This window comes from Streptomyces sp. SID5785 (assembly GCF_009870065.1).
Lineage (GTDB): Bacteria > Actinomycetota > Actinomycetes > Streptomycetales > Streptomycetaceae > Streptomyces.
On sequence record NZ_WWIA01000933.1, the window covers coordinates 1 to 6,798 of the forward strand.

A 6,798-nucleotide genomic window follows, 5' to 3' on the forward strand; every position below is an offset into this window, starting at 1 on the left:
AACACCGACCGGCCCGCGCCCACCTCCTGACCCGCCGTGCAGGTCGCCCACGGTCCGGTGTGAGGAAAGACTGGGAAAAAAGGGTCGCGCCGAGGGCGGTCGACGTGGCTGAATGAAGCCCCGTCGACCTCCACGAGACGCACGGGTTTCGGCCCCATCGAGCGGACCCCCGCTCATTTGGTTAGGCTGTAGTCGGACGGTTACCGCACGTGGGACTCACCCGTACCCATGGTTCCGTCCGGGGAGAGGCCGGTCACCACGGCCGATCCCACCCAGCGACACACCGGCGCCACCGCGCCCGAACTGGCCTTCCACTCAAGCCCGATCGGGTGTCCGGCGCCCCGCGTGACGCTGGGCCGGTCACACCGGAGAGGGTTACCCCGACACACGAGGAGTGCGCGGTGACACCAGAGAAGACGACACGCGAACAGCGCCCGAAGGATCGAGCGGACCGGGCCGGCCGACGGCCGGAACGCCTCGGCAGTCTCGACGTGTGGGCGCGATCGGCCCCGATCCGGCTGGCCGGGTACGAGGAGGATCTCGCCGAACCGCACATCCTGCCGAGCGTCGACTGATCCCGGCGCACGCACCGACCGCCCCTTCGCCGCCCGCGCCTCTTCGTCGAGAGGCGCGGGCCGACGTCTGCGACGGCCCGTCGGCACGCGGTGCCGCGAACTACGGCACCCGATGCCCGGGCGGGGTGACCCGACCGGACATCCGACGAGTCCTCGAAGGGGGCTTGCGGATGTCCAAGCATTCACCGGGAATGTCCATGGACTGAGCTCCGGCGGTACGGCAATCCTCGGATCTCATGTTGACCGACATGGTGACCGAGTCGCGTATCCCGCCCGCACGGCGACGCAGACCGTATCTCGCCGCGCTGGCCGGTGCGGCCCTCGTCCTCCTCGCCGGGACGGTTCCCGTCTCTGCCGCCGACACGCCGGACCCGGCGCGGACGGCCCCGCGGACCCTGCCCGCGCTCACCGACTGGACCCCGGCCGCCGGCACCTACCTGTACGGCGACCACGCCCGGCTCGTCGCCGACGACGCCGCGTCCCGTCGCGTGGCCCGCACCCTCGCGGGCGACCTGCGGGCCGCGGGACACGGCACGGTGCCCGTCACGGGCGGTCCGGCCCGCACCGGCGACATCGTCGTCGACGTCGCCCCCGGCCGCAGGCAGCTCGGGTCCGAGGGCTACGAGCTGCGCGCCGGACGCCGTCTCGAGATCACCGGAGCCGCCGAGGCCGGCGCCTTCTACGGCACCCGCACCCTCCTCCAGCTCCTCGCCCAGGGCGACGCGATCCCGGCCGGCCGCACCGTCGACGTGCCGCACTACAAGGAGCGCGGCGTCGGCGTCTGCGCCTGTTACGTGCACCTCTCCACCGACTGGCTGGAGAACCTCGTCCGTGACATGTCCTACCGCCGCCTGAACCAGCTGCTGCTCGAGGTCAAGGTCAGGAGCGACCGCCACCCCGAGGCCAACACCTGGGGCTACTACACCAGGAGCGAGATCCGCAGGCTCGTCGCGCTCGGCGAGAAGTACCACGTCACGATCGTCCCCGAGATCAACTCGCCCGGTCACATGGACCCGTGGATCGAGAACCGCCCCGACCTCCAGCTCGTCGACACCGACGGCGCGGCCCAGCCCGCACGCCTCGACGTGACGGACCCCGCCGCGTTCACGTACTACAAGAGCCTGATCGACGAGTACGCCGAGGTCTTCCCGTCCACCTGGTGGCACATGGGCGCCGACGAGTACATGCTCGGCTCCGACTTCGCGAAGTACCCGCAGGTCCTGGAGTACGCCCGGGCCCGGTACGGCGCGCAGGCCACGCCGCAGGACGCGTTCATCGACTTCGTCAACCGCGTCGAGGCCTACGCGCGCAGCAAGGGGAAGCGGCTGCGCATCTGGAACGACGGCCTCACCGGCGCCAACACCGTGCCCGTCACGCCCGGCACCACGGTCGAGCACTGGCTGGACGTCGACGTGAAGCCCAGCACCCTCATCGACGAGGGCCACCCGGTGATGAACGCCGCCTACTCCCTCTACCTGGTGCGCGGCGGCTTCCACACCGACACCCGCACGCTCTACGACGAGCAGTGGGACCCGCGCAGCTTCGAGGGCGAGAAGCTCGCCTCCGACCGCGGGATCACCGGCGCCAAGATCAGCCTGTGGCCGGACAACGGCCGCGGCGAGACCGAGAACGAGGTCGCGCGGGCCACCGCCCCCGCCCTCGACCACATCGCCCAGGTCACCTGGGGCGCCGCGCACCCCGACGCCACGTACGACGCGTTCACCGCGCGCGCCGCCGCGACCGGCAGCGCACCCGGGGTACGGGACCTGACCCGGGTCCCGGTCGCCGACGGCACGTACACCCTCGCCGACCGCACGGGCCGCACCGGCGAGCGGACCGTCGAGATCACCCGCACCGCCGACGGCTACGCGACGGTCGCCGACACCGCGAGCGGCGCCTGTCTGGAGACCCGCAGCGGCAAGCTCACCCTCAACGTGCCGCTGCAGCCCGGCTCCGCCGCCACCTGGGAGACGTGCGACCCGAAGAACACGCTCCAGCGCTGGCAGCCGGCCGCCGCCAGGGGCGGGTACACCCTCACCAACGCCATCACCCGCATGACGCTCGACGCCACCGCCGACGGCGCTCTCGTGCAGTACCCGCCGGACCAGCGAACCCCCACGACCTGGACCCTCACCCGGAGCTGGCCCGTGGCCGGGGTCCGGCGCTAGCCGAACACGCGCCGGCCCCCGACGTACGTCTGCGTCACCCGCGTCGCCCCGATCTCCTCGGCCGGGCCCGCGAACGGGTCCCGGTCGAGGACCGCCAGATCGGCGAGGTACCCGGGCGCGATCGTGCCCGTGACGTCGTCGAGCCCGTTCACGTACGCGCTGCCCGCCGTGTACGCGGTCAGCGCGTCGAGCAGCGAGATCCGCTGCTCCGGCAGGAACACCGGGGTGCCCGCTGGCGCGTCCGGCGCCACCCTGTTCACCGCCACGTGGATGCCCTGGAGCGGGTCGGGGCTGCTCACCGGCCAGTCGCTGCCGGCCGCGAGGGTCGCCCCGGACCGCAGCAGCGCCCCGAACGGGTACTGGTGGCCCGTCCGTTCCGGACCCAGGAACGGGATGGTCAGCTCGTCCATCTGCGGTTCGTGCGCGGCCCACAGCGCCTGGATGTTCGCCGTCGCACCCAGCTCACGGAACCGGCCGATGTCGTCCGGGTGCACGACCTGCAGATGCGCCAGGTGCGGACGGGTGTCCGTGCGGCCGTTGGCCCGCCGCGCGGACTCCACCGCGTCCAGTGCCTCGCGCACGGCCCGGTCCCCGAGTGCGTGGAAGTGCACCTGGAAGCCGTGCGCGTCCAGCGCCGTCACGTACTCCCTGAGCTCCTGCGGCGGCACGAAGCTGATGCCGCTGTTGTCGCTGCGGCAGCCACAGCCGTCCAGGTACGGGGCGAGCAGCGCCGCCGTGCCGTTCTCCGCGACACCGTCCTGCATGATCTTCACGCTCGTGGAGCGCAGCCGTCCCCGGGTGCCCGCCGCGCGGCGCGCGACCAGCTCCTCGATCTGCTCGGTGCCGCGGGCCCGGTCCCACCACAGCGCGCCCACCACCCGGGCCGTCAGCCGCCCGTCGTCCGCGCAGGCCAGATAGGCGTCGGTGGGATCGGTGAGATTGGCGTGCTCACCGAGCAGGGCGTCCTGCCAGGCCGTGACGCCGAGCGAGTGGAGCAGCTCCTGTGCGCGCAGCAGGCCCGCGACGCGCTCCTCGCGGGTGACGGGCGGCAGCAGCCGGCCCACCAGGTTCGCCGCGCCCTCCTGGAGCATGCCGGTGGGCTCGCCGTCCGCGTCCCGCTCGATCCGGCCGTCGGACGGATCGGGGGTGCGCCGGTCGATCCCCGCGAGGCGCAGGGCTGCCGAGTTGACCCAGGCGCCGTGGTGATCGCGGTTGACCAGGTACGCCGGCCGGTCCGGCACCAGGGTGTCCAGCTCGGCCGCGGTGGGCAGCCCGCCGGGGAACGCCTCCATGGACCAGCCGCCGCCGGTGATCCAGCCGAGCCCGGGACGCGCCCGCGCGTAGTCCCCGATCAGCTCCCGGTACCGGGTGAGCGTCCCGGCGCCGCTCAGGTCGCACTGTCCGAGCTCGATCCCGCCGCCGACCGGATGGACGTGCGCGTCCTGGAACCCCGGGATCAGCAGCTTGCCCGCGAGGTCGACGACTTCGGTGCGCGGGCCGGTCAGCTCCCGTACCGCGTCGTGTCCGACGGCGACGATCCGCTCGCCGCGCACGGCCACCGAGCTCGCGCGGGTCCGCGCGGGCGAACCGGTGTGGACGGGACCGCCGGTGAACACGAGATCGGCGGGTGCGGTGCCAGTCATGCAGCAACTCCTTGTGAGAACAGTGTCGTTCGATGCCGGTCCGGCGTGGCGTCAGACCTTTTCGGGGGCCGCCGGCTCCACCGCGTCCGCGTCGGTCCCGCGGCCCGTGACGAAGTACGGGGAGCGCCGCCCGTACTTGGCGACGGCCGCCATCACGAGCCCGGAGAGGACGATCGCCGCGGGCACGGACAGCATGAACCAGCCGTTGTCCGGGCTGAGCGCGAACCGGTCGCTCATCGTCGCGTAGTCCCGGCCCAGATAGACGCCGATGGCCAGCAGGGCGACGCCGCTCAGGCCGGGCGCCACCACCGCCCGCAGTGCCTCGGCGCGGTCCGTGCGCAGCAGGCCGCGGAACCGGACGGCGCAGGCCAGTGCGGTGAGGCCGTAGTAGAGGGCGACGACCAGGCCGATGGAGTTCACGGCCGCGAGAATCATCTCGTTGAGCCGGGGGATGGCGAGGGCGAGCAGGGCGATCGCCGCGGAGACCGACGTGACCAGGACCGTGCCGAGCGCGGGGGAGCCGTACCGGGGGCTGATCCTGGTCCACACGGCGCCCATCGTGCGGTCGCGGCCCATCGCCAGCAGGCCGCGCGCGGTCGGGATCACGCTGGACTGCAGCGAGGCCACCGCCGAGAACAGCAGGGCGAGCAGCGGCAGACTGGCCAGCGGCTCGTCGGCGAGCTGCGCGCCCAGGTACGTGAGCGCCTGCGGTCCCTGCTCGACCAGCTCGTGCAGGGACATCTCGCGCTGGAGCGCCACGGACCCGTACAGGAACAGGGCCAGCATCGTGAACAGGGCGATGAAGCCGCCGCGCCCCGCGTCCCGGACGTCCTTGGTCTCCTCGGTGACGCTGAACGCGGCGTCCCAGCCCCAGAAGAAGAACACCGCGAGGACGAGGCCCTGGGCGAAGCCGGTGCCGCTGTGGATCGCGAACGGGTTCAGCCACGACCACTGGAAGGCGTGCGCGCCGGTGACCAGGGACCAGCCGCAGAACCCGAGCAGCACGGCGTACTCGAAGACCAGGAGCCAGGTCTGCAGCCGCGTCGCCTTGCGCACGCCGGTGACCGCGGTGACCGTGACGAGCGCCAGGACGACCAGACCGGCGACCGTGGACAGCGCGGTCGAGTTCGGGTCGAGCTCCAGGCCCAGCAGCGTGTGCAGGCCCGCCTTGCCGGCGAACTGCAGGAACACCGAGCCGGTCACCGCGGTCGTGTACGCCATGAAGACCAGGGTGCCGATGAAGGTCACCCAGCCGGTGAGGAAGCCGAGCCACGGGCCGAGCGAGCGGCCGACCCAGACGTAGCCGCTGCCCATGTTCTGCTCGTGCCGGTTCAGCCGGGCGTACGCCGTCGCGATCCCCAGGATCGGGACGAACGCGACGAGCAGGATCGCCGGCGCCTGGAGGCCCACGGTCATCGCGAGGGAGCCCATGCCGATGCCGATGCTGGTCGTGGCGGCGGTGCTGGAGGCCGCGACGGCGATGCCGTCCACGACGCCGAGAGATCGGCGCAGACCCGGTGGTTCGCTTCTCATGGACGCACTCCTGAAGAGGTCAGGGGGTGTGAGGGGTGGGGAGAGGCTGCGATCAAACAGGCCTTGTCATTCTTGCGTCAATGGTGTTGACATAAGGGTCCGCGCACAGGACGAGGAGGCGGACGCGATGGCTGACGGCCGGGTTCCGCAGGAACGCAGACGGCGCAGGCCCACCCGGTCGGGGGTGCTGCTGTCCGAGGACGTGATCGTGGACTGCGCCCTGCGGCTCGTGGGTCAGCACGGCCCCGACGCGCTCAGCGTGCGGCGGCTCGGGGCGGCGCTCGGCTGCGACCCGAGCGCGCTGTACCGGTACTTCCACGACACGGACGACCTGCTGCTCGCCGTCGCCGACCGGATCATCGGCGAGGCCATGGAGGGGTTCGAGCCGGAGCTGATGGACTGGCAGGACGGGCTGCGCGAGATGGGGATGCGGATCCACCGCGGGTACCGGGCGCATCCGCGGGTCGCGGCGCTCGCCGCGTTCCGGGTCACGCGGCGGGTCCACGAGTTCCGGGCCGTCGACACGGGGATCGGGCTGATGCTGCGGGGCGGGTTCGCGCCCGCGGAGGCCGTGCGGTGGTACTCCGTGTTCGTCGACACCGTGCTGGGGCACGCGGCGCTGGACGCGGCGTATCTGGCGATGCCGGACGCGCGGCGGGCGGCGGACGACCGGGCGTGGGGCGACGTGTACGCCGGGCTGCCGCCGGAGGGGTATCCGCGGCTCGCCGCTGTGCGGGAGCACCTGCCGTCGATGGGCGGGAGTTCGTTCGCGGGGGCGCTGGAGCTGCTGGTCGGGGCGTTGGGCGCGGCCGCGCCGTCGGGGGGTGCGGTCTGATCGCGGCTTTCCCCCGGTGGGGGCTGGTCGCGCAGTTCCCCGCG

The 6,798-nt window shown here is 72.7% G+C and carries 5 protein-coding genes; 3 read left to right on the forward strand and 2 right to left on the reverse strand.

Annotation, left to right across the window (positions count from 1 at the left end):
- The first annotated feature begins 401 nt into the window (after positions 1–401).
- Together GTW43_RS37740 and GTW43_RS30525 are read left to right on the forward strand one after the other, a co-directional pair.
- A complete protein-coding gene (locus tag GTW43_RS37740; RefSeq protein WP_343246167.1) occupies positions 402–575 on the forward strand; it encodes a hypothetical protein in 174 nt (57 codons plus the stop codon).
- Between the two features lie 248 nt (positions 576–823).
- Complete coding sequence (locus tag GTW43_RS30525) at positions 824–2,743, forward strand: family 20 glycosylhydrolase (RefSeq protein WP_161305227.1); 1,920 nt, start codon at positions 824–826, stop codon at positions 2,741–2,743.
- On the opposite strand, the gene GTW43_RS30530 is transcribed toward GTW43_RS30525, so the two are convergent.
- Both GTW43_RS30530 and GTW43_RS30535 read right to left on the reverse strand, forming a co-directional pair.
- Entirely contained in the window at positions 2,740–4,386 is a 1,647-nt protein-coding gene (locus GTW43_RS30530; protein ID WP_161305228.1) for an amidohydrolase, read from the reverse strand. The two genes, GTW43_RS30525 and GTW43_RS30530, sit on opposite strands and share 4 nt — an antisense overlap.
- 51 nt (positions 4,387–4,437) lie before the next feature.
- Positions 4,438–5,919 carry an APC family permease gene (locus GTW43_RS30535; protein ID WP_161305229.1) on the reverse strand — a complete coding sequence of 494 codons (1,482 nt, stop codon included), beginning with the start codon at positions 5,917–5,919 and terminating at the stop codon, positions 4,438–4,440.
- A 127-nt stretch (positions 5,920–6,046) separates the two neighbouring features.
- Between GTW43_RS30535 and GTW43_RS30540 the strand changes: the two genes are divergently transcribed.
- Positions 6,047–6,754: a TetR/AcrR family transcriptional regulator gene (locus tag GTW43_RS30540; protein WP_161305230.1), complete on the forward strand. Its 708-nt coding sequence runs from the start codon at positions 6,047–6,049 to the stop codon at positions 6,752–6,754.
- The last annotated feature ends 44 nt before the right edge of the window (positions 6,755–6,798 follow it).